At 57.6% G+C, this 21943-nt stretch carries 18 protein-coding genes and 1 tRNA gene; 4 read left to right on the plus strand and 15 right to left on the minus strand.

Features of this window, described 5'->3' with window-relative positions; all coding sequences use genetic code 11:
- From AB1772_08140 to AB1772_08185, 10 genes are all read right to left on the minus strand, one after another.
- Positions 1–471, minus strand: a complete 471-nt coding sequence (locus tag AB1772_08140; protein MEW5796319.1) for an NADH-quinone oxidoreductase subunit C — start codon at positions 469–471, stop codon at positions 1–3.
- Position 472: 1 nt separating this feature from the next.
- Complete coding sequence (locus AB1772_08145) at positions 473–976, minus strand: NADH-quinone oxidoreductase subunit B family protein (GenBank protein MEW5796320.1); 504 nt, start codon at positions 974–976, stop codon at positions 473–475.
- Positions 976–1335: an NADH-quinone oxidoreductase subunit A gene (ndhC, locus tag AB1772_08150; protein ID MEW5796321.1), complete on the minus strand. Its 360-nt coding sequence runs from the start codon at positions 1333–1335 to the stop codon at positions 976–978. Before ndhC ends, AB1772_08145 begins: the two co-directional genes overlap by 1 nt.
- A 259-nt stretch (positions 1336–1594) precedes the next feature.
- Entirely contained in the window at positions 1595–2779 is a 1185-nt protein-coding gene (locus AB1772_08155; protein ID MEW5796322.1) for a cytochrome c3 family protein, read from the minus strand.
- 184 nt (positions 2780–2963) lie between these two features.
- The gene (locus AB1772_08160) at positions 2964–4091 is read right to left on the minus strand and encodes a cytochrome b N-terminal domain-containing protein (protein ID MEW5796323.1); all 1128 of its coding nucleotides are present in this window, start codon (positions 4089–4091) and stop codon (positions 2964–2966) included.
- Entirely contained in the window at positions 4088–4540 is a 453-nt protein-coding gene (locus tag AB1772_08165) for a ubiquinol-cytochrome c reductase iron-sulfur subunit (GenBank protein MEW5796324.1), read from the minus strand. Before AB1772_08165 ends, AB1772_08160 begins: the two co-directional genes overlap by 4 nt.
- A 94-nt stretch (positions 4541–4634) precedes the next feature.
- On the minus strand, positions 4635–5021 hold the full coding sequence (locus AB1772_08170) for a Rid family detoxifying hydrolase (protein ID MEW5796325.1): 387 nt from the start codon (positions 5019–5021) through the stop codon (positions 4635–4637).
- A 188-nt stretch (positions 5022–5209) separates the two neighbouring features.
- The gene (locus tag AB1772_08175; GenBank protein MEW5796326.1) at positions 5210–5626 is read right to left on the minus strand and encodes a DUF1801 domain-containing protein; all 417 of its coding nucleotides are present in this window, start codon (positions 5624–5626) and stop codon (positions 5210–5212) included.
- A gap of 211 nt (positions 5627–5837) precedes the next feature.
- Entirely contained in the window at positions 5838–6821 is a 984-nt protein-coding gene (locus tag AB1772_08180) for an HD-GYP domain-containing protein (GenBank protein MEW5796327.1), read from the minus strand.
- A gap of 179 nt (positions 6822–7000) precedes the next feature.
- On the minus strand, positions 7001–7621 hold the full coding sequence (locus tag AB1772_08185) for a hypothetical protein (GenBank protein MEW5796328.1): 621 nt from the start codon (positions 7619–7621) through the stop codon (positions 7001–7003).
- A gap of 382 nt (positions 7622–8003) precedes the next feature.
- On the opposite strand from AB1772_08185, the gene AB1772_08190 reads away from it, so the two are divergent.
- Positions 8004–9581 (plus strand): YCF48-related protein, encoded by a 1578-nt coding sequence (locus AB1772_08190; GenBank protein MEW5796329.1) that lies wholly within the window; start codon positions 8004–8006, stop codon positions 9579–9581.
- Between the two features lie 144 nt (positions 9582–9725).
- Here AB1772_08190 and AB1772_08195 read toward each other — a convergent pair whose 3' ends face one another.
- Complete coding sequence (locus AB1772_08195) at positions 9726–10796, minus strand: hypothetical protein (GenBank protein ID MEW5796330.1); 1071 nt, start codon at positions 10794–10796, stop codon at positions 9726–9728.
- Between the two features lie 2371 nt (positions 10797–13167).
- Here AB1772_08195 and AB1772_08200 point away from each other — a divergent pair.
- Complete coding sequence (locus AB1772_08200) at positions 13168–13569, plus strand: hypothetical protein (GenBank protein ID MEW5796331.1); 402 nt, start codon at positions 13168–13170, stop codon at positions 13567–13569.
- Between the two features lie 89 nt (positions 13570–13658).
- Here the strand turns inward: AB1772_08200 and mfd are convergent, their stop codons facing one another.
- The 3 genes from mfd to motA all read right to left on the minus strand — a co-directional run bounded on the left by mfd (position 13659) and on the right by motA (position 18918).
- On the minus strand, positions 13659–17090 hold the full coding sequence (mfd, locus tag AB1772_08205) for a transcription-repair coupling factor (GenBank protein ID MEW5796332.1): 3432 nt from the start codon (positions 17088–17090) through the stop codon (positions 13659–13661).
- A gap of 117 nt (positions 17091–17207) precedes the next feature.
- Positions 17208–18053 carry a flagellar motor protein MotB gene (locus AB1772_08210; protein ID MEW5796333.1) on the minus strand — a complete coding sequence of 282 codons (846 nt, stop codon included), beginning with the start codon at positions 18051–18053 and terminating at the stop codon, positions 17208–17210.
- A 4-nt stretch (positions 18054–18057) separates the two neighbouring features.
- Positions 18058–18918: a flagellar motor stator protein MotA gene (gene motA, locus AB1772_08215; protein MEW5796334.1), complete on the minus strand. Its 861-nt coding sequence runs from the start codon at positions 18916–18918 to the stop codon at positions 18058–18060.
- A 217-nt stretch (positions 18919–19135) separates the two neighbouring features.
- On the opposite strand from motA, the gene AB1772_08220 reads away from it, so the two are divergent.
- Both AB1772_08220 and AB1772_08225 read left to right on the plus strand, forming a co-directional pair.
- Positions 19136–20530 carry a cation:proton antiporter gene (locus AB1772_08220; GenBank protein MEW5796335.1) on the plus strand — a complete coding sequence of 465 codons (1395 nt, stop codon included), beginning with the start codon at positions 19136–19138 and terminating at the stop codon, positions 20528–20530.
- 42 nt (positions 20531–20572) lie between these two features.
- Positions 20573–20649, plus strand: a tRNA-Met gene (locus AB1772_08225).
- On the opposite strand, the gene AB1772_08230 is transcribed toward AB1772_08225, so the two are convergent.
- Positions 20628–21943, minus strand: a 1316-nt coding sequence (locus AB1772_08230) for an RHS repeat-associated core domain-containing protein (protein MEW5796336.1), incomplete at its 5' end; no start/stop codon positions are given. The genes AB1772_08225 and AB1772_08230 overlap by 22 nt on opposite strands.

The following is a 21943-nucleotide window of genomic DNA, read 5'->3' on the forward strand; positions in this document are numbered from 1 at the left end:
TTACAGCTCCGGCATCCGGATAAAATCGGGGGCGTCCCAGTTTTTCAGCATCGGATGACCCTGGTCCCAGTCATCGGGCAGAAGCAGCGGTCTGAGATCGGGATGGTTTCTGATCTCGATCCCGTACAGCTCATTCATTTCGCGCTCATACCAGTTGGCGGCCGGCCAGACCGAAGTGATGGTCTCCGCCGAGGGATTTTCGTATCCGAGGGCGAGCTTGAAATCCAACCTGAGATGTTTGGTCATGGACGCTATTGAGTACACTACCTCCAGCCGTTGGCGGGTATCGACTCCGCCCAGATTGCAGAGAAAGTCGAACTTGAGCTGGGGGTCGTCACGCAGATGACGGGCCGTGTCCACGAGATCTTCCGGCTTGACCTCGAACATCGGTTCGGCCCGTCCGGTATCGAGCAAGGTCAGCTTGCCGTCGAAGTTGGCCTGGATATATGCGGTCAGTTCCTGCTGCGTCATGCTACTTTTCTTGCCACTCCGACAACTTCTGTTTCCTTATCTTCTCCTGCAGGTGGAGGCAACCCTCCAGTAGTGATTCGGGCCGGGGCGGGCATCCGGGAATATAGATATCCACCGGAACGATATGGTCGATCCCCTTCTCGACCGAGTAGCTGTCATAGTAGAACGGGCCGCCCTTGACCGTGCAACCGCCCATCGCGATTACGTAGCGCGGCTCGGACATCTGATCGTAGAGACGGCGGAGCCGTGGGGCCATCTTCTTGGTGATCGTGCCGGCAGCGATAATCAGGTCGGCCTGGCGCGGCGAGGCGCGGAAAATCATGCCGAGGCGATCAAAGTCGTAGCGTGATGCGCCCGTGCACATAAGTTCGATCGCACAACAGGCGGTACCGAACAGCAGATACCAGAGCGACTTGGAGCGCCCGAAATTCAGCACTGCCTCGAGATTAGTGGCCACAATCGCGCCCCCGGGGATGCTCTCGGTATAGACCGGCAGCTTCTTGATTAGACCCACTTGAGCACTCCCCGCTTCCAGGCGTAATACAGACCGTAAAACAGAATCGCGATGAATATGACCATCTCGATCAGGGCGAACATCTCCAACTGTCCGAAAGCGACTGCCCAGGGAAACAAGAAAACGACCTCGACATCGAAGATCACAAAGATCAGCGCGAAGATATAAAACCGGGGATTGAACTTGATCCAGGAATCGCCGATCGGTTCCTCGGCGCATTCGTAGGCCAGCCCTTTCGCGGCGTACGGATTGCGCGGCCGAATCAGCCGCGCCAGGAAAAAGGTAAACAGGACAATTCCTGTCCCGACTACAAGAAATATAAGAATCGACAGATATTCCGACACTATCATCAGCCTTTCGGCCCGAACGGCCACGTAATGCATGTGACCGTTTTCACAATTAGAATGTGGAAGAAAGCCGGAATCGTTTTTAAGTCAAGAGATTTTTCCCGCCCCTTCGCGGACACCAGCAGGTGTGACTGGCACCAATGGATGTTCGTACCATACAAGGAATTAACTCTAGGGGCAATTCCCGGTACGGACCCTCCCCATTGCTGTCCGCCTGCCGGTCCAGTTGTCCACTTACGCCCTCGGGCGAAATCCCACTCTTCTACCCCAGCTTGCGGATTCTGAGGTAGAGGCAGACCGCTACGATAGTAATGAACAAGGTGGCCAGCGCCAGTCCTTTGCGACGAAAGAAATAGTTGTCGATCAGCGCTTTCGACCGGGCCAGGACCGTATCGGCTTTAGCGATTCCGGTGTCGGCCTTGCCCTTGAACTCGGCAGTTCCGAAAGCGTGGACAGCTGTGCGGGCTTTGATCAGAGCCTGGTCCACCTCACCGAGCATCAGTTCCACGTCGGTAGTGAGCATCCCTTTGGCGATTGCGTCATCGAGCACAGTCTTGGCTTGATCACGCGCGCTGACCAGCTTGTACAGACCGGTCGACATGGTATCAGCCACCACGAATGCCCTCGTGCCGTCGTCAGCCGAATGGCAGTCGGCGCAGACCGCTCCCCCCGACGTCCCCACCATCGCGTCGTGTGGCTTCTCGATCCTGTGGTTGGAGTGGCAGGTTTCGCACATGGGGAAATCATTTTCCGCGAACGCCGTCTTGTGGGGCGATCTGTCGAAGAGTTCCATCTGAAAAACATGACAATTGCCGCATACCGCCGCCAGGGACTCGTGGCCGGGAGGCGCCGCCCCGTGATTGCTGTGGCAGTCGTTACACGCGGGCGCGCCCAAATCGTTCCGCTCGATCAGCGCCTTGCCGTGCACCGACTGCAGGTAATCGTCGAGCTGGGTGGTGGGAATGTTGTACTCGACCATGTAGGCCGGGTCGGCATGACACTTACCGCAGGTGGCCGGAACATTCACCGGGTGCGTGCTGGAGTGCGGCAGCTTGCCGTCGCCGATCTGATGCACCGCATGGCACGAGACACAGTTGGCTACCTTCGTGTCCCGGTTTTCGAACAGCCGCTTGCCGTGCACCGAAGTTTTGTACTTGTCGAGCTGGTCGGTCGGCAGCGACGGATTATGATTGCGCATGTAGGAGGCATTGGAGTGGCAGCGAGCGCAGAAATCAGGCACTTGCAGGTGATTCGGCACACCCCGGTAGCCGGCGCTCTTGCGCACATCGTCCATGTCGTCGAGCGACGGATCTCCACCGTGACAGTCGGCACAGCCCAGACCGTTCTGAAAGTGAATATCCCGCGTTATGAGATGTGCCGGGCCGTCTTCGTCCTCGATATCCTTATGGCAGGTGAGGCAGTTATCTTCGGCAGCGAAGGCTATCACAGGTGAAAACGCCAGGACGGCGAGTACCGCCGCAAACCTTCTCGCTGTGCGTGGTGGACGTCCTCGTCCACCACGAGGTCGAACCCAACCAAACTCGGCACATGAAGGCTCGCCGGCGGCGGGCCGGGCACGTGATGGTGTCGGGTGGATGGAAACCTCTTTCTGCTCACACATCTGCTGCCTCCTACTCCGCCACGTAGCCAAGAAATGTCATGATGATTATAAACGCGAGCACCACGTATCCGAAAGCGTAGTACAGCCTGGAACGCTGATTGACCTGCGACTTACGATCAAGAAACGGCACCAGCGCCCAGATCAGCCCGCCGATCGTGAACAGCAGGATGCCGAACAGCTCACCCTCAATAAACAGCACGTGCGGCGGCAGCAGTTTGAGCGCCTGGAAGGCGAACATGAAATACCACTCCGGCCGGATAACCGGCGGCGGCGGGGCGAACGGGTCGGCCTTGGTTCCAAGCGGCCAGTGAATCGGCCCGACACCATCGGGAAAGACCACCGCCAGGAGCGCAAGAACATTCAATGCGATCAGCCAAACAAGCAGGTCGCGATAAAGGAAGTTGGGAAAGAACTTCTGGTACTTCTTCTGCGACGCGGGCAGGTGCTGCCATTCGAGCGGCTCACTCATCCCCTGGCGCTGGACAAAAATCAAGTGCACCGACAACAGCACCGTGAACAGCGCCGGAAGTATTGCCACGTGAAGACCGAAGAACCGTCCGATAGTTGCGCCGGTGACTTCTTCGCCGCCGCGCATGATGACCAGCAGTTCGTCGCCGATCACCGGAATCGCGCCCGCCATGCCGGTACCTACGCGAGTCGCAAAGAAAGCGAGTTCGTTCCAGGGCAACAGATACCCGGAAAAACCAAAACCCAGCGCGAGAGCCAGCAGGCCGACTCCCGAGAGCCAGGTCAGTTCGCGCGGCTTGCGGTAGGCGTGGGTAAAGTACACCGTGAACATGTGCAGAAAGGCAAACAAGATCATCAGGTTCGCCGACCAGGAATGCAGCGCCCGTATGAGCCACCCGAAGGCCACTTCCGAGACTATAAAGCGCACCGATTCGTAGGCCGAATCGGCGCCCGGACGGTAGTACATCAGCAGGAGAATGCCGGTTACTACCTGCACGATGAACAGGAACAGGGTTATCCCGCCGAAGTAGTAGAAGATCGAATGCCCGTGAACCGGCACGACTTTGTGACCCATGTAATCAACCAGTGCGCTGATCTTGAAGCGCTGATCGAGCCAGTTGTGAGCGCGCGATTTGGAGGTGGCTTTAGTTTCCGACGGTGCAGTCATCATGCGCCCTCCCGTGATACGAAAATGTCCTCTCCCACCTCGTTGACCACATACCTCTCCAGCGGGCGGGGCGGCGGGCCGGATATGTTCTTGCCGTCGAGATCGTACCGCCCGTTATGGCAGGCGCACCAGATGATGCCGAGGTCGGGGCGGTGCTGCACGGTGCAGTCCAGATGCGTGCAGGTGGCTGCCATCGCCTTGAGTTCACCGGCATCAGAGGCCACAATTATGCCCAGCGTGCGACCGAACTTGAAAGTTCGGGCTCGTTGGGGGTCGGCCTCGATATCGCTCCGCTTGAACGGCAGCTTGAGCTGAGAGACGTTAGCCTCGCCGCTGGGCGGGGGAACGATAAAGCGAAAGGCCGGATAAACCACCGACCCCAGCGTGGCGAGTACCCCGCCGCCGAGAACATAGTTCAAAAACGAGCGGCGGGTCGGTTTAGCATCGTTCATCTGGCCTCCGAACAGTTGCACAAGCAGTGTAGAGACGGGTCATCTTGGAGAGCTCTGTTCGTTTTCTGGTAGACTGCAGTGGCGACTCGAATCCCTACGGCAGCACCGCGACAGCATCGATTTCGACTTTCGCCCCCTTGGGCAAACCGGCGACCTGAATCGTAGCGCGCGCCGGAGGGTCCGAGACGAAAAATGACGCGTAAACTTCGTTGACTGCCTGAAAGTCATTCAAGTCGGTCAGGTATATGGTGGTTTTGGCGACATCCGAAAGATGCGCCCCGGCTGCCTCGATTACCGCCTTAAGATTTGCAAGCACCTGGCGGGCCTGCTCGGCTGCGGTGCCGCCTGTCAAAGCTCCTGTCGTAGGGTCGAGGGCGACCTGTCCCGCACAATAGATCACCGTGCTACCGCGGACTTTAATCGCCTGCGAATACGGCCCCAGCGCCGCCGGTGCCCGGTCGGATTTCACCACATCTCTCATCGTGCCTCCAAATAATCGGCGAATATACTTTTGCGGGCTGTAAAGGACAACAGGAAATGGCGGGGCACAATGTGCCGTGGGGCCCCCTGCCTCGCGGCCTTGACTTTATTGTGCGGTCGGGCGACCCTGCCCGACAGACCGTAGGCGGGGATGCTTGCCATCCCGACACGACACTGGGACCACGCCGCCTACTTGCCCGTTTTCGCCATCCTTGCCAATGAATCCCGAATCAGCTCAGAAAGAACCGAAAGATCGATGTCGGCGAGCTTTTTCACGTACAAGCAGCTCTTTCCGTGCGTGAATTTCCCCAGCTTCTTCATTAAGCGCGCGGGGCCTTCGTATCCGGTCAACAGGTAGATGGTCAGGTTCTGCTTTCTGGGCGAAAAACCTGTAACAAACCAATCGCCTTCACGACCACTGGCGTACTTGTAGTGGAAGGTGCCGAATCCCACAATACTATCTCCCCACATGCTCGGCTCTTCTCCGGTGGCGGCTTTCATAAGCTTGACTATTTCGCGACACTCTTGTCGGCGCTGCTCGTCCGAGATCCTGCTGAGGAATTCGTCGACACTGCCTTCATGTTTTTTCGTTTTCAGTTCTGCCAATTTGCCTGCTCCTGTTCGGGTTTATCGAGTATACGGAGAAGGAGGAGCTGGCGCTTGACCTTAAGAAATTCAAGCCGTGGGCGGTCAGCCTAAGGCGGAACCTCGCCTACCCCCCGGTTTCTTCACCATGCCCTGAACTCATTGCTGCAAGTGGATTTTTTGTTATGCGTGAATTCCGTCGGGTGAAACTGCAGTATTCACCGTGCCCGGCTCAAACATCCACCAAACCTGAAGGCCCCATAAGCTCAACGAAGGCGCGAAGAATCTGCTCGTCGTACGCCCCTTTGAGCGAAAACATGATCTTCAGGGCCGGATACGAGTCCATGGCATGCTGATATACGCGGTCGGTGGTCATGGCATCAAACGAATCCGCAATCGCAACGATTTTGGAGTAGACGTGCATCTCGTCGAGCGACAGGCCGGACGGGTAGCCGCGACGGTCCCCGCGTTCATGGTGCTGCAGAATCGGAAAGTGCGACGCGGTCTCAATCATGTTGGTCTCTTCGAGAATCTCCACCCCCCACTTGGGGTGCTTCTTCATGATTTCGAATTCAATTGGTGTAAGCGAGCCGCGCTTATTCAAGATACGATCGGAGATGTGCGACTTTCCGACATCATGCAGCAGCGATCCGATTCCCAGCTCGTGCAGGAATTCCTCGTCTTTGAAGCCGAGCTGCTGAGCCAGCGCAATCGAGAACGTGCAGACGTTCACCGAATGAGTATAGGTGTAATAGTCAAACGACGTGATCTTGAGCAGGTTGTGAAAAGCTTCCCGCCCCCGCAGGATGAAGTCTATGGTCTGGGAGACGAGGTCTTTCGAGCGCTGGATGTTCTCGCCGTACGTGGGGTTGTTCAGCACATCCTTAACCAGGTTGGTCGACGTGTCGTAAAGGATACTCGCCTTTTTGCCTTCGTCGATCTTAGGGTCAACAAGGATCTTATCGAGGTTCTTCTCGATGTACCGCTGGTAATTCTTCTTGCTCTCGAAGGCGACATAGAGCCGCTCTACCCGGTTGTCCACCAGCTTGCGAAGGGTTCTATCGGTGAAAGCCAGGTTAGCCGAGCGGTACAGTACCAGTTGGTTGTTGACGTTCAGGTACAGGTCAAAATCCAAGACCGAGTCTACCCGGAGGGATTCCAGGTAAATGGGCATAAACCGATGCTCGGTCCGGTTTTTGATTAGAGTCGACGACATAGCCCAGTCTTTCGGAACGCGCGTCCGGGGTAAACGGGCCGCCGGGCCGGTTTTCCCTTAGGATAGCGCTGTCATCTGATTATCGGCACGAAATCATATCGCCTTGAAATCAAATCGAAAGGCCGGAAACAGGGGGTATTCCGGCCTTTCTGGGGGCGCACATGAAAGGAAACAAGGCGTCAGGAACCGAAATTCTTGACCGTGGCCAACACGGAATTGAGGCGGGTGGTTATATCGGCAAGTATACCGGAGTAGCGGCGAAGGATTTCCGAATACTGCCAGCGCATTTGGAAAGCCTTCTCCGGGAAGTCAAAAAGTTCGAGCAGTACTACTTTGTAGATTTCGTCGAGATAACGGACTACATCATAAGTGTAACCGACCAGGTTGGGGTCGTGTACTTCGCCCCGCGCCAGGCGATCGCGGTAGACTTCCACTTTTTCCAGCACTACGGTCCCGAAGCACCAGGGGGTCATGATCACACCGAGATTGGAGCCGTCGGTGTAGAACCTGCGGATCGTTCGTATAAGAAGATCGACAATTACGCCCTTGGCGTGGTAGTACGCCAGCGTCTCGGTATTGTCCGAGGCTGTCGCGGCGATACACTCATCGAGCGCCTTACGGGCGGCGGCGGCACGGTCATGGGTCAAGCGAAGGAAGCTATAGAAGTCCTCGAAATAAACCCGGGTGTTTTCCGAAAGGGACATAATGTAAAAGCCCCGTTCGTCCGTTCGGACCTTCGGCTCTTTTGTAGAGGCCAGCCGCTCCGCTGAAAAACCCTGCTGGTATCGCCCGTCGAGCATCGCTTCTCCTTGTGCCATCACTCTCTGACCCCGTTCGAGCATAACCTGTGCCGTCCCTGTTCGGACTTTGGGCAGATCCCGATCCCACGGTCAGTATCCGGATGGACAAGGATTTACGGGCGGCAATAGGGGGTTTTCACCATACCCAATGCCTTCCGGCGCTGAGCAAACCGTTGCGCGTTTGCAATGCCGCCGGAGTGAGGAATGGTAGCGTTAACGTGACCGTTTAAGCCATTTCACGCGTCGTGGATATACAACCTCGCCCATCGGAATCCTGGCCGGCAACTCGCACCCAACAATCGTCCCGTTGTTGCGTCATTAGCGTGGGCACCGTAATTTGACCGTAGCGGCGCCCCGGTCGAATGACGCCCCAACGAGGACCATGAAACACACCCTTACCACCCTAATTGCCGCGCTTTTGATTTTCGCCGTACTCGGCTGTTCCGAGAACGGCACCAGTTCGCGGGAGCGCATTCTCGCGGTGACCGACCCCGTCCTGGAGTTTACGGCCTGGTCAGGATCGAACCCCAACCCGGCCCAGCAGAAAGTGAACGTTATCTTCGAGAAGCGACCGTCATCTCAATGGACCGCGTATACCGACGCCGACTGGATTAGAATCGGCCCGCGCGGCACCGATACGGTATTCGTGACCGTGATTTCAACTGCGCTCGCCGCCGGGGACTATGAGGATACAATCATGGTCGAGCAGACCACGGCCACCAACAGCCCGATCCCTCTGGTGGTGCGTTTGCGGGTGCTGAACCGGGTGAACCTCTCCCCCCTGCAAATGACTTTCGCAACCCTGGCCGGTGGGCAGACTCCCCCCGCCCAGGAACTGATAATCGCCAATTTTGGCGTCGATTCCGCCGACTACACAATTGAAACCGCCGCGCCGTGGCTGCTGATCAGCTCCAATTCGGGGCAAATGCCGGATACGGTCGCTGTTTCTGTTGACATCACCGGCCTTAACGCGGGACTGTACATTGACAGTCTCGTGGTGAATTCCCCTGACCTGCCGAACTCCCGCGCGATAGTTCCCTGTTTTCTCAGCCTGTCATCGTGGGCAGCGTACGGCATAAATCGCCTCGATGTAACTCTCGAGGGCGTGCATTTCAGCGATTCCGAGACCGGCTGGGCCTCCGGCTGGTGGGGCGGTGTCGGCGTGGAACGACACCACGGAGTAGTCTACCGTAGCTCCGACGGAGGCGAGGTCTGGACCCGTGCACTCGACCAATCCCCGGCCCGTTTTGGCGGTATCGCTTCTACCGACCCCGCACGCTGCGTGGTGGTCGGCGACTCGGCCGCCATTTTCATCACAGCCGACAGCGGCAAAACATGGAATAGGATCACCGGACTGCCTATTGGAGCAGGGTCCAATCTTCGTGACGTACTTTTTGCCGATTCGGCCCATGGCTGGGTGATCGGAGCCGGAGGAGTAATTCTGCGGACGGCCGACAGCGGCCGCACCTGGAGCAAACGGCCGACCCCAACGGGTCAGGATCTGACCGGCCTGGATTTTCTCGACCAGCAAACCGGCTGGGTGTCAGGCAACCATGGCACGATTCTGCACACCGGCGACGGCGGCATCACCTGGGTATCACAGAGCTCCGGCACGCTTTCCGATCTGCGAGCGGTGTCGTTTGTCGACAACCCCACCGGGTGGGCCGCCGGCGCCGACGGCCTGGTCATCTACACTGTCAATGGCGGCGCAACCTGGCAGCCACGCGACAGCCTCGGTGATGTGCTGTTGCTTGATATCGTGTTTGCCAATCGGCAGCGCGGCTGGGTGACCGGTATCGATGGGTCGATCTATCGAAGCGACGATGGCGGCGTGACCTGGGTGGAGCAGGAGTCCGGGGTGAGCCAGATACTGACTGATTTGTTCTACATCGACGAGAGTCTCGGATGGGCGGTCGGCACAGCGGGGACCGTGATCAAAACCGCCAACGGCGGATTCTGAAAACGGGTAGGTCAGTGCGGTCACATCGTGACGCAGACGGCCTTCGGTCTGTGACCGCGCCGACGATTGCCGTGCCCGGCAGATGCCCTCATCTGCCGACTCGTAGCAAACTCGTCCGCATGGTCTGTTGCGCACAAACGAGTCTCACTCCACCCAATCAGCAATGAAGATATTCGTCTCCCCCGGCTGGCTGCCGTTGCGGTTCGACGCAAACACCAGCTTCTTCCCGTCGTGCGAAAACATCGGGAAGCCGTCGAACTCACCGTAATGCGTAATCTGCTCGACCTGCTTGGTGGCGATATCGACCATGTACAAATCGAAATTCCGGCCGCGCGGGTCACCCATGTTGGAAGCGAAAACGATCCGCCTGCCATCGGGGTGAAAATACGGCCCGAAATTGGCCGCGCCGTTGCTTGTCAGTTGAACCGGCTCACGATCCTTCAGATTCATCATGTAGATTTCCAGCTTGCCGGGGCGGATCAGGCCTTCTTTGAGCAAGCTCAGATAATCAGTCAACTCTTCTCCGCCCGGTCGCGACGCCCGCCAGCAGATCGATTGGCCGTCGAGCGAAGAGAACGCGCCGCCGTCGTAGCCGATCTCATGCGTCAGCCGCTCGACCCCAGTGCCGTCAGGGTTCATCATGTAAATGTCGAGATCGCCGTCGCGCACCGAGGTAAACAGTATCATGTCGCCCCGTGGCGATAAAACACATTCAGCATCGTAACCCGGCGTTTCGGTCAGGCGGACGATATTGGAGCCGTCGGGATCAGCCTTGAAGATGTCGTAGCTGTCGTAGAGCGCCCAGGTGTAGCCGCGTGACATATCCGGCCGGGGCGGGCAAGAATCGCCGCCGAGATGAGTCGACGCGTAAATAATCGACTTGCCGTCGGGGGCGATAAACGAACAAGTGGTCGACCCCTTGCCGCTGGAGACCATGCGGACATTGGAGCCGTCGGCGGACATCCTGAAGACCGCGTCGCACTGGAGTGAGTCACGCGTGGACTGGAAGATCAGCTCGGTGCCGTCGTGGGAGAAATACGCCTCGGCGTTCTGCCCGCCGAAGGTGAGCTGTTTGAGATTGGCGAAGTGCTCCTCGCCGGAGAGGATAATCGATGTCTCCGCCTGCGCGGGGCGTGAGGTTTTGGCCTGTTCGGTTTTTTGGGTGCAGGCGGTGAGTACGGAAAGCAACAGGGCTGCGTAAGTAATAAGCTTCATTCTGACTCCAGTGCAACAATGGTTAGTTAGATGCTGGTGGAATGTAACGGGGTAGGGGACAGAAGGCAAGATGCGATCCTTAGCCATTGCTCCAGGAAGTGCGGTGCGAAGTGAAGAGCCAGGGAAGACCCTGAATTCTTTTCAGAGCGGCAACGCCGACGGTGGCCGAAACGCATGATGCAAAACACATTTGCCCTTGACAGATTCTGGCAAGAGGGCTATACTCAATCACGGGACACTAACGGTCCCACAGAAGCAGGAAAACTTAATGAGAGCACTGAAGCCATCTGGTCAGACGGCATACTTCCCTGTTCTATTACTAATGACCTGGCTGATTGGGTCCAGTTCATGTGCCCGAAGCGATGCCATATATCTCGAATCCGACGGGGACGACGCAGATCTTTTTACGCCAGCAGGGGAATCGATGGTTCACGCCCCGTCCAGTCCTTTGCCCACGGATGATCCCGATGATATTTACTGGGACAATAGCCTATCACCATCCATTCCGGGAGTTAACGGAACCGTGTACGCGTTAGCTGTCTACGATGGAAGGCTCATTGTGGGCGGCAATTTTACCGTGGCAGGGGGCATAGTAGCACAGAACATTGCGGCATGGGACGGAGTTTCCTGGTCAAGTCTTGGCACAGGCACTGACAACAGGGTCAAGGCGCTGGTCGTGCATAATGACACGCTGTTTGCCGGGGGATATTTTCGTAACGCGGGAGGCGTTAGCGCCAACAAAATAGCTGCCTGGGATGGTACGTCGTGGTCAGCGCTGGGGAGCGGAATGAATGACGATGTCTTCGCCTTGGCTGTCTATGGCGAAAGGTTGATCGCTGGCGGCAGGTTTACTACAGCGGGAGATGTTAACGCAAGCCGCGCCGCAGCGTGGGATGGATCAGCTTGGCATCCTTTGGGACCGGGAACTAACAATAGAATCCGAGCTTTCGCCATCTACGACAATAGGCTCATCGCTGGCGGCGATTTCACGGTAGCCGGCGGTGTGAATGCAAGTCATGTGGCTGCGTGGAACGGAACAACTTGGGCGAATCTCTCCTCCGGGGTCAATGCGGGTGTTTCCGGCTTAGCCAGCTACGGTGACAGGTTGATCGCCGCAGGTACCTTCGTGACTGCGGGTGGCATCATGGCAGAGGGATTAGCAGCTTGGGACGGTTCATTCTGGTCTGCCATGGGGCCAAGGGTCTTCGTTTACACTGATGTCTTAACAACGTGGAATGGGTTACTTGTAGCCGGTGGCAGCAGAACGGACACTTGTGGTGCGTGCGCCAAAGGGATTGCCGCGTGGGACGGGACATCATGGGCTACTCTTGGGTCCGGTACGAATGGTTCCGTGACTGCGCTGGCGGTCTTCAACAATAGGCTAATTGCGGGGGGATACTTCGACGCTTCCGGCAGTGTGAATTCTACGGGCGTCTCGGCATGGGACGGAGTGTCTTGGTCAACGTTATCGCCAGGCAACTGGCTGAATATGAATGTTCAATCTCTTGCAGTCTACGACAATAGTGTAATTGCAGGGGGAAAATTCACTGTTGCCGGGGGTACCATTGCTAGACGTATAGCTAAATGGAACGGGTCTGGTTGGTCAGCACTAGGGTTTGGAGTAGATTCTTTGGGCAGGGATTCGGCCACAGTGGGGGCTTTGACCGTGCTTGGTCCTGCATTAGTCGCGGGGGGAGGCTTCAAGACCGCAGGAGGTGTGAGTGCCACCAACGTTGCCGCGTGGAACAGCGCCTCTTGGTATGCGCTGGGAACTGGTGTCGGCGAGTCGTCCCCCGGCTATCAAGACCAGAAGGTCTATGCGCTGGCTCTCTTCAATGGTAGCGTAATCGCTGCGGGACTATTCACGACCGCAGGCGGACAACCCGTCAACTACATAGCAGCCTGGAATGGGGTATCCTGGGCACCCTTAGGTTCTGGACTGGTCCCAAGCTCGCCGTACTGGCCGCCGGCATACGCGTTAGTAGTATACAACAACACTCTTATCGTAGGGGGGGACTTCACGTCCGCGGGAGGAGTCTCTGCAAGCAATATCGCAGCTTGGAATGGCAACTCTTGGTCCCCGCTGGGATCTGGGGTAGATTACCGGATAAACGCTCTGGCCGTATACGATGGCGAATTGATCGTGGGAGGTGATATCACAAGTGCCGGCGGGGTAACGACGAGTGGCATAGCGGCCTGGGATGGAAGCACTTGGTCAGCGCTTGGATCGGGCATAGGCGAAGTCATTTTAGGAGATCGAGCACAGGAAGTCTACGCACTGACCGTATACGAAGACAAACTTATTGCCGGTGGGTACTTCACTCGTGCAGGCGAAAGCTCTGCTAGGAACATCGCTTCCTGGAATGGGTCCGTGTGGTCCCCCCTAGGATCCGGGACTGACGGCGAAGTAGATGCATTGCTCGCGTTTGACAACGCCCTGATCGTGGGTGGGCAATTTGCGATCGCAGGTGGCAAAGCAACACCGCATATAGCACGCTGGACCAAGCATGACCTATGCTGCTCGGGTCGAGTCGGTGACGCCAACGGGATAGGCGGGGACGAACCCACAATTGGCGATGTCACAATCATGATTGACGCCAAGTTCATTTCGCTTACTTGCGACGGCTTTATCGCGTGCCTCGCCGAAGCCGATGTAAATCAGTCAGGTGGCGGCAATCCGACTTGCGGCGATGTCTCCATCGGCGACATTACACTTCTGATCGACTATCTATTTATCACCGGCCAGTCGCTGGGTCTGCCGGACTGTCAGTAGATAATTACGAGAGCGATCGCTGTCGCTTCCTAACCCCGGCAGGCACGGAGGCCTGCCGCTCAGGTTAAGCGTGTTGCGGATGCCCCGTCTCACACCCTCCCCAGCACGCTACGCAAATACGCCAGGCGTTCGTGCTCTGCCACCTGAGATAGGTCCAGGTCAATTCGTGGATCACCGATCAGAGAAAACTGGAGTGGCTTGTCGGTCGCGCGGCGGAAGTTCTCCACCTCCTGGCGCGTTAGCTTGCGCTCTTTTGTAAAAAACAGATTGACCATCCCGAATCTGATCTTCACCCGCTCGATTTCCAATGCTGACGCCGCCACTTTCACCGCGGTCGCCTCAAACAAGTTCACGGCAGAGACCGGCGGGCGGCCGAAACGATCGATCACTTCCTCGCGAATCTTCTCCACATCGTCGAGGGTCCGACTTCCCGCGAGACGGCGATAGATATCTACTTTGTGTTCGTTGTCATTGACATAGGTGTCCGGCAGGTAGATTTCGATATCGGTTTCGAGCCGTGTCTCCGGCAGTTTGGGAATCTCGGAACCCTTAAGCCGGGCGATAGCTTCCTCGAGCAGCTTCTGATACAGATCATACCCCAGCTCTTCGATGAAGCCCGACTGTTTCGCCCCCAGGATCGTGCCCGCGCCGCGGATTTCCAGATCGCGCATGGCCAGCGCGAATCCGGCGCCGAGATCGGAGTGCGCTTCGAGCGCGCGCAGCCGCTTGACCGCATCGCGGGTCATCAGCCGCGTCTGTGGGGTCATCAGATAGGCATAGGCGCGCCGGGCCGAGCGGCCGACTCTGCCTCGCAACTGATAGAGCTGCGCCAGGCCGAACCGGTCAGCCCGATTGATTATGATTGTGTTGACATTGGCCATGTCGAGACCGGATTCGATAATCGACGTGCACATGAGCACGTCGAACCGCCCCGAAAGAAACGCCAGCATGACGCCCTCGAGCGAGCGCTCGTGCATCTGCCCGTGGGCGACTGCAATCTCCACTTGAGGCAAGTGCTTCTTCACATAATGATACATCGCGTCGATTGTTTGCACCCGGTTATGCACGAAAAACACTTGCCCGCCGCGGTCGATCTCGCGCAGGATCGCCGTAGCGATAATCGCCGGATCGAATTCGACAATCTCGGTGATAATCGGCAGCCGATCCTTCGGCGACGTGGCAATCAGGCTCATGTCGCGTACGCCGATCAGGGACATCTGCATGGTGCGCGGTATCGGCGTGGCGGTCATCACCAGCGTGTCAACAGTCGACTTGAGCTTGCGCAGTTTCTCCTTGTGTTTGACCCCGAACCGGTGCTCTTCGTCGATTACAAGCAGGCCGAGATCGTGGAAAGCAACATCCTCAGAGAGTAGGCGGTGCGTACCAATCACGAGATCGACTTTGCCCTGCGCGAGCAGTTCGACCGTCTCCTCTTGCTGCTGTCGAGTACGAAACCGCGAGAGCAACGCGATCTTAACGGGAAAGTCGCTGAATCGCTCCGAGAACGTTGCGAAGTGCTGCTGCGCGAGAATCGTTGTCGGCACCAGCACGGCCACCTGTTTGCCGGCATCGATAGCCTTGAACGCCGCCCGCACCGCGACTTCGGTCTTGCCGTACCCGACATCGCCGCACACCAGACGATCCATCGGTCGCTCGCCGGCCATGTCGCGCTTGACATCCTCAATGGCTTTGTCCTGATCCGGCGTCTCCTCGAACGGGAACGACGCTTCGAGCTGCTTGAGCCAGACCGTGTCCTCGCCGAACGAGTGCCCCTTCTTGGACATCCGCTCGGCGTAGAGCTTGATAAGGTCCTCGGCCATCTCCTCGATAGCCCGCTGCGATCTCTTCTTGAGCTTATCCCAGCCGGGGCCACCAAGCTGGGTTAACTGCGGAGCGCCCTCTTTTCCCGCGTATTTCGAGACGCGGTTGAATTCCTCGATCGGGACGTACAGCTTGTCGTTGTTGGCGTAACCGAGCAGCAGGCAATCGCGGTTGCGGTTATCGACTGTCAGCGTTTGAAGGCCGAGATACTTCGCGATGCCGAACTCGGTGTGAACCACGTAATCGCCGGCTTCGAGTGCCGTGTAATCCGAGATCGCCACCCCTTCTTTGAACTTCTTGCGGCGCAGGCGACGGTGATGCCGTCCGAAGATCTCGTGATCGGTGAGAATCGCAATACCGGCGTCGGCGCAAACAAACCCGCCGGTGAGGTTGGCAACTTCGACCACCGGCTGAAGCTCGGCGTCCCCCTTATCAGCTATCAGTTCCTTGAGGCGCTCCGCCTGATTCTCAGAGTCGACTGCAATTAGATAGGTCGTTCCGGCGCGTTCGTATTTGCGGAGTTCAGCGGCCAACAGATCCAATCGGGAGCCCAGCGCCGGGTGATGCGTGCAGCCGAAAGTAATTGTCTCGCTTTTGCCCCCCTTGAACGGGACGCGGTCGATTTGCGAATAGTGATTCAGCCGATCGAACAGTTTGTCCGGCACAACATAGTACTGGTCCGGCTGGGGCAATGATTCGAGTCGGCTCCGGAGTCGCTCGCGAAGGCCGGCCGCCTCGGCCATCACTTTGTAGGCGGCATCCCGGAGCAGATCTGCCCCGCAAGTATGAATCAGGGACGTATCCGGCAGGAAGTCGAGCAGGTTTCCCTGGGGCAGCCCGAACAGCACGGCCAGCCATTCGAGACCGGGCAGTTCCGGGTCGTTGACATACCGGTGGCGTATGTACTCGGCGTCATCACCGGGAAGGCGGTCCAGATATTTCTCAAGAGTTTCTTGTGTGATCGGAATCTCGCGTTTCGGCAGTACCTGCACCTGGTCAAGGCGGCCACTGGTGCGCTGCGTGGCGACATCGAACTGGCGGATGGTGTCGACTTCGTTGCCGTAGAATTCGACCCTGACCGGCGCGTCTGAGTCGGGCGTGAAGAAATCGATCAGCCCGCCGCGATGCGCGAAATCTCCTACCTCTTCGACCAGAGCGACCCGTCGGAATCCAAACCGCACCAGGCGGCGCACGAGCTCATCGGGATCGGTCTCTGCACCCGCGCGAATGGCGATCCGCCCGGAGCGGAGCTCATTGGGCGGAATGGTTGGTTCCATCAGAGCACGAAGCGGGCAGATTACTACACTAATTCGACCGTCCAGAAGACCTGCCAAAGTGGAAATGCGCTGCCCCATGATCTCGCCGACCGGCGCGCGGAAATCGTATGGCAGTATCTGGCGGGCTGGAAAGTGACCGACCCCGCCCGCGCCCATCAAGAACTGAAGATCGTCATAGAGATCGGCGGCTTCATCCGGACCCTCGGTAACTACGAGTATGGGCCGTGAGGATACGCCAGTCAGCGCACGGAGCAGGAAAGCCTCGGACGATCCGGCAAGTCCTGAGACACTGAGCACCTGCCGGCCTGGCATGGCGAGCTGGGTCTTTAGCTCAAGGAACGCCGGATGTTGCTGCCAGAGACGTATGATTCTGTCAAGTGTGCGGTCGCCGGTCGCTGTCAAAGTAGCGGTCTTGTCGTTCATGCGCGGCAATCACTCCAACGCCAAAAACCCCGGGGCCGTTTGGACCGGGGTGGTGTCGTTTACTTTTCTGGGCCGAATATACGTGAATTCGGCCTCATCGCCAATAACAATGCAGCCTTAAAGTTTGGACATCAAATCATGGCCAACTTCGAGCTGGTCGTACATTTTTTCCCGTTCGCGATATAGCACTACCAGCGACACCCTCCTGTTGCGCGGGTCCTGCGGACGATCCGCCAGCATCGGGAACTTATCGGCAAATCCGCGCACCTCGCGGACCTGGCCGTCATAAAGGCCGGACACCTCCATCAACTGGCGCGCGGAGTTGGCCCGATCGGCGGACAGCTCCCAGTTTGAGTATTCCCCCTCATTCGAGCCGCTACGGTCGGTATGGCCCTCAACGACGATCCGGTTTTCTAACTGGCCCAGTTCGCGAGCGATAGTCACCAGGATTATGGCGCTCTTCTGCAGCAGCTTGGCCGAGCCGGGTTCGAAAAAGGCGGGGGAATCCTCGGATTCGTTCAGGATGATCCGAAGGCCTTCGGCGGTCATCTGTAGCTTTATGTTCTTCTTCAGGCGATCGAATTCCTCGTGCTTCTGAAGTTCTTCCAGAATCTCTTTGGCGACCAGTTCCAGCTTATCGGTCTCATCTTTCCCCGCGGACTCTTCATCCGTGGGCGGCTCAACTACTGATGACGGCTCATTCATCGTGGGGATCATGGCGTCGGAGCCTTGCAGAGCGCCCGATTTCCCCTGTTTCTGGTACTTGCCCGGATCGCGGAAGTAGCCCGCGACGGCCTCTTTCACCCGGTCGGATTGCCCCACCAGCCACATAACGAGGAAGAACGCCATCATGGCGGTCATGAAATCGGCAAAGGCCACTTTCCAGGAGCCGCCGTGATGCCCCCCGTGGGCTACTTTCTTGCGCCGGATTATGATCGGCTGTTGATCGTTATCTGCGGCCACGGGCTTACTTTCTCTTGGCCTCGTTGCAGGCAGCTTCGAGTTCGAGGAAACCGGGGCGGACATCGGCAAAAAGCGTCCGGCGAGCGAATTCGACTGCGATCACCCCAGCCACTCCTTTATGGAATGAAAGCAAGGCGTGCTTCATAAGACCGATGTACTGGGCGTTTTCATCGACCCGAGCTTTCAGGCTGTTGGCGAGCGGCCCGACAAAGCCGTAGCAGGCAAGCACCCCAAGAAATGTTCCCACCAGGGCGGCCGCGACATTGCGGCCGATAACTTCGGGGCCTGCGTTGAGACTGGCCATGGTAATGACAATGCCCAGCACGGCAGCAACAATACCCAGTCCGGGGAGCGAGTCCGCGATCGTGGCCAGCGCCGACGGCCCCCGCATTTCGTCGTTGTGGGCGACCTGGAGATCGGATTCCATCAGCTCCTCGAGATCATGTGGCTGGACCGAACCGGAGATGATAACTCGCATGGTGTCGCAGAAGAAATCGACCGCATGGTGATTCGCGAGGAATTTGGGATACCGTTTCAGGATTTCGCTTTCGTGGGGGTGCTCGATATGGTTTTCCAGTCCGACCAGACCGTCGCGCCGAGCGACATTGAAAATTTCGTACATCATGACCAGCAGGTTGAGATAGTCCTTTTTGCTGAAACTGGACCCCTTGAGCACGCCCAGAAGCTGGGCGATCAGGGCTTTGAGCACCGACAGCGGGGCCGCAATTATAAGCGAGCCTAAAGCCGCACCTCCAATTATAAGGACCTCATTGGGTTGGTTGAGGGCGAGGGGCTGGCCCCCGTGCCACATGAACCCGCCCAGCACGCAGCCGATTACCACCGCTGCTCCGACTAAAAAAAGCATATCGTTGTGTCTCTCTGTTTACGGGCTACGCGATCCCGACTGATATCATTCTAATTTTCGGTAAGCCTGCCGAATTCTGAAGCTGGGGCGGAGCGGCAGCCCACGGCGGATCCGACCGGCAGAAATTCGGCCCGTTACCACTTGCCTGCCGCCCGTCACGACCTTACTTTTGTCCTGGCCGAACACTCGGCCTCTGAACGACTTATCCGGAGAGGTAGTGTTGCGAATACTGACATCTCGTCGCTCCCTGATTCTCATTTCCATCCTGGCGGTATTCAGCCTGTATGCCGTTGTGTTCGGCGCTTCCTGGTCGAGCGAAAACGCCGCTGGCTCATCCGAGGCTAATCACGGTGGTCAGGTGCTGGAAGTGCTCCTGGCACTGATAGTAATTCTGCTTGCGGCAAAACTCGGCGGGGACGTGTTCGAGCGTTTCGGCCAGCCGGCGGTGCTGGGCGAACTGGTGCTGGGGATGATTATCGGCAATTTGCACCTGATCGGCATCGATGCCCTCGAACCGTTCAAACATGACATCACTCTCGAGATTCTGGCTCAGTTAGGCGTTATCATTCTGCTCTTTGAGGTCGGACTTGAGACCACCGTAAAAGAGATGATGGGCGTGGGGGTGGCGTCGTTCCTGGTGGCGACATTTGGCGTCGTCGCGCCCTTCTTCCTCGGCTGGGGTGTAGGGCTGTTGTTTTTGCCCGACGAAAGCACTTTGGTGCATGTTTTCATAGGGGCTACCCTGACCGCGACTTCGGTGGGAATCACCGCCCGCGTGCTCAAAGACCTCGGCAAGATGGATTCCAAGGAAGCGCGCATTATTCTCGGGGCGGCGGTTATCGACGATGTCCTCGGCCTTGTGATACTGGCGGTAGTCAGCGGGATTATCAGCGCTGCGGCGAGCGGATCCGGTGACAGTATCAGCATGGAACAGGTAGTTTGGATCATCGCCAAGGCGGTGGCTTTCATCGCCGGGGCAATTGTGATTGGATCCTTCATTCTCCCCCATTACTTCAAGTTCGGATTTCGACTGAAGGGTAAAGGGATTTTCCTCTCCTTCTGCTTGCTGGTCTGTTTCCTCTTGTCTTTTCTGGCCGGAAAGGCCGGGCTGGCGCCGATTGTGGGCGCTTTCGCCGCGGGACTGATATTGGACGAAGTCCAGTATCGCGAGTTCAGCGAGTCAGGCGAGCACGGTATCGAAGAGCTGGTGGCGCCCATTGGCACGTTTCTGGTGCCGATATTTTTCGTTTCGATGGGGATGGCGGTCGACCTGACCACATTCGGCCACTTTGAGATTCTCGGATTCGCTGCGGTAATGACGATAGCCGCTATAATCGGAAAACAGGTCTGCGGACTGGCGATTTTCGAAAAGGGGATCGACCGCCTTTCGATCGGTCTGGGGATGATTCCTCGCGGCGAGGTTGGGCTGATTTTCGCCGGTATCGGGGCCCGGCTGATGCTTGACGGCGAGCCGGTAGTGACTGCCAGCACCTACTCGGCGGTGGTTATTATGGTTATTGTCACTACCCTTGTCACCCCGCCCGCGTTGAAGGTATCTCTATTGCGAATGGATCGACGGCGGGAGAATGCCGTGTCAAAAGCTCCAGAATAGCTTGACACGGTAATCCTGAGGGGGTATACTCTCAGACCTGATCGCGGGGTGGAGCAGTCTGGTAGCTCGTCGGGCTCATAACCCGAAGGTCGCAGGTTCAAATCCTGCCCCCGCTACCAAAATCGAATTCCACGAGATGACCCGGCGCACGATGGCAGGCCGCCTGCCTATCGCCTTGCGGTGGATTCTCAAAAACGACACGGGGGCAAGTGGGATTAGTCGTATAGCGTTTGGCCGGTCGTCCGAGTACTTCTTCCGCTGCTGATGAACCTCCCGTCTGCAGCGAGGTTACATACAGAAAAAGTGGAGCTGAATATGCCAAGCACGATCCGTCTTCACCGTGCCCTCCGGAGTACACCCGAGCGTGTCTATCGGAGCTCATGTCATTGTTAGCGGCCCTCTCGCGACTGACCGGTGTTGAACCATCCCGCAGCGTCCTACCCACTTGCCACGCCTTGATGGGACGGCCATGGACATCGTATGCAACCACATCTCCCCAACGGGCTGGCTTCACACCACCTGGAGTGTTTATCTTGCCTTCAGTCTTGACCTCAGCGTCCGGTAATTCTGAACGGGCCCTCTCTGCTGCGTCTTTTACTCCCTGCTGGTGCGCTTCGTCACCCTTACGGCCGTTTGGATTGGGGTTCTTGTCAGCACCCGGCGCCTCTGACTGTTCTGCCAAAAGGAGCTGGGGAGCAATAGTAGCGCCGACCAAAAGCGCTGTACCCACTGTCTGCGCCGTCAAACCTGGACTTAACTTAACGGCGGTCTGCGCGATTGCGTCACCGACACTATTGAATGCCTCGGGATTTTGGCTGTAAGTAAGCAAACCAGCCGTTGCTGCAATCGTCGCAAAGCCGACCATTTGGGCAACTTTAGCCGCCAGTTCGGTAGCCCCGCCGTCCGGATCCACATACCTCACCGGATTATTCCGGCAGTACACGTACGACCCTGTCCCCGGATCCTGAGCCCACTTCGGATCCACACTCGTGAATACCCTCAGCCCAGGATCGTAGTACCGCCTCCCATAATACGCCAATTCCCGGCTCAGTTCCTGATCCTGATACTGACCCGTGTACTGAAACTGGTTCTCCCGATTCCCCGATACCGTGCTGTACAGCTTCTCCCCCCAAGGCCGATACAAATCCCGCACCCTGACCGTCCCGGCGTGATCCACCTGCGCCACCACCGACCCCAAATGATCCGTCAAATAATAATCGACATCCTGTATGCTGCCACCTTCAAACTTGGCGATCCGCTCTCCGTTGACATACACGTAGTTGCCAATCAGAGTCGTGCTGCCGCCGGCCCTACGATAATCCGCCAGCAAATCCTCGCCAAGATAATAAAACCCGGTCGTCAGGGAGTCCTTCTGGGGACACGGATACCAGTACCCTCCCCCACCCCCTCCCC

It is taken from the genome of Candidatus Zixiibacteriota bacterium (assembly GCA_040752815.1).
In the GTDB taxonomy this organism is placed as follows: Bacteria; Zixibacteria; MSB-5A5; order GN15; family FEB-12; genus JAGGTI01.

What these genes read in the sequence shown, in the direction of transcription:
- AB1772_08140 (MEW5796319.1), bottom strand. Translation starts at nt 471, where the DNA reads ATGACGCAGCAGGAACTGACCGCATATATCCAGGCCAACTTCGACGGC.
- ndhC (MEW5796321.1), bottom strand. Translation starts at nt 1,335, where the DNA reads ATGATAGTGTCGGAATATCTGTCGATTCTTATATTTCTTGTAGTCGGG.
- AB1772_08160 (MEW5796323.1), bottom strand. Translation starts at nt 4,091, where the DNA reads ATGATGACTGCACCGTCGGAAACTAAAGCCACCTCCAAATCGCGCGCT.
- AB1772_08165 (MEW5796324.1), bottom strand. Translation starts at nt 4,540, where the DNA reads ATGAACGATGCTAAACCGACCCGCCGCTCGTTTTTGAACTATGTTCTC.
- AB1772_08170 (MEW5796325.1), bottom strand. Translation starts at nt 5,021, where the DNA reads ATGAGAGATGTGGTGAAATCCGACCGGGCACCGGCGGCGCTGGGGCCG.
- AB1772_08180 (MEW5796327.1), bottom strand. Translation starts at nt 6,821, where the DNA reads ATGTCGTCGACTCTAATCAAAAACCGGACCGAGCATCGGTTTATGCCC.
- AB1772_08185 (MEW5796328.1), bottom strand. Translation starts at nt 7,621, where the DNA reads ATGCTCGACGGGCGATACCAGCAGGGTTTTTCAGCGGAGCGGCTGGCC.
- AB1772_08190 (MEW5796329.1), top strand. Translation starts at nt 8,004, where the DNA reads ATGAAACACACCCTTACCACCCTAATTGCCGCGCTTTTGATTTTCGCC.
- AB1772_08195 (MEW5796330.1), bottom strand. Translation starts at nt 10,796, where the DNA reads ATGAAGCTTATTACTTACGCAGCCCTGTTGCTTTCCGTACTCACCGCC.
- mfd (MEW5796332.1), bottom strand. Translation starts at nt 17,090, where the DNA reads ATGAACGACAAGACCGCTACTTTGACAGCGACCGGCGACCGCACACTT.
- motA (MEW5796334.1), bottom strand. Translation starts at nt 18,918, where the DNA reads ATGCTTTTTTTAGTCGGAGCAGCGGTGGTAATCGGCTGCGTGCTGGGC.